1 protein-coding gene is annotated in these 1,242 nt (G+C 65.9%); it reads right to left on the bottom strand.

Annotated features, from left to right (window positions below; genetic code table 11):
- Positions 1-1,233 (bottom strand): Mur ligase family protein (locus VJ307_01180; GenBank protein ID HJX72739.1); only part of this gene is annotated, 1,233 nt, incomplete at its 3' end.
- Positions 1,234-1,242 lie beyond the last annotated feature (9 nt).

Below are 1,242 nucleotides of genomic sequence, written 5' to 3'. Positions count from 1 at the left end.
TTCGATATATTCCGCATTCCGTCCGACCCCCCGGAGGGAGGCGACCACCTCCTCCGGGTCCAGCCGGTCTTCCAGGGGGAATTTCTCCGCCCCGTACACCCCCGCGAGGATGACCGAGTCCGCGCCGGAGAGCGCCTCGGCGAACTCCCGCTGGAACACGTTTCTCCGGCTCGTGTTGGACCTCGGTTCGAACACCGCGGTCACGGGCCGGCCTGGGTACCGTTCGCGGATTCCCCGGATCGTCTCGCGGACGGCCGTCGGGTGGTGGGCGAAGTCGTCGATCACCAGAACCCCACCGAACTCCCCGACCACCTCCTGCCGGCGGAGGACTCCCTCGAACCCGGAAAACGCATCCGCGACCCGTTCCGGCGGATATCCGAGACGAAACAGGGTGATGGCCGCGGCCGCAGCGTTTCCCGCGTTGTGCCTTCCCGGGAGCCGGAGCCGAAAGTCGTGCGCCTCCCCGCCCCGCTCCATCCGAAACCGGGAGAATCCCCCCTCGTCCGGGAGAAATCTCACCCGCCAGAGATCCTCGCCCGGATGCGACGCACCATCTCGCCCGACGCCGTAATAGAGGACCGGGCACGCAGCATCCATTGCGACCTCGACCACGTCCGGGTAGTCGATGGAGGCGATGAGCAGGCCGTCTTTCGGGAGGATCCGGACCAGTTTACGGAACGACTCCTTGAGGTGGGACAGGTCCCGGTAGATGTCGGCGTGGTCGAACTCGATGCTGGTGAGCAGCGCGATGCGGGGGCGATAGTGGAGAAACTTCGGCCCCTTGTCGAAGTACGCCGTGTCGTATTCGTCCCCCTCGATCACGAAGTGCGGGCCTTTTCCCACCCGGTAGCTCACGGGGAAATTCTTCGGGATCCCACCCACCAGGAACGAGGGGTCGGCCCCCAGGGCAAAGAGGGACCAGGCAAGAAGCGAAGTGGTGGTCGTCTTCCCGTGGGTTCCGGCCACGACGACCGTCTCCTTCCCTTCGAAGAAGAAGTCGGCCACCGCCTGGGGCATCGAGAGGGCGGGAAGCCCCCGCCTGACCGCCTCCTGCGCCTCCAGGTTGTCCCGGGTGACCGCGTTCCCCACGATGACGAGATCGGCGTCCTCCGGGATGTTTTCGGCCGCGTACGGGGAGCGCAGCATGATCCCGAGCGACGAAAGTTGCGTGCTCATGGGCGGATAGACGTTGGCGTCGGACCCGGTCACGCGGAACCCCTTTTCTTTCAGCATCCCTGCGAG

The sequence above is a fragment of the Candidatus Deferrimicrobiaceae bacterium genome (genome assembly GCA_035256765.1).
In the GTDB taxonomy this organism is placed as follows: Bacteria; Desulfobacterota; Deferrimicrobia; order Deferrimicrobiales; family Deferrimicrobiaceae; genus CSP1-8.
This window is presented reverse-complemented; position numbering and strand designations above follow the sequence as displayed.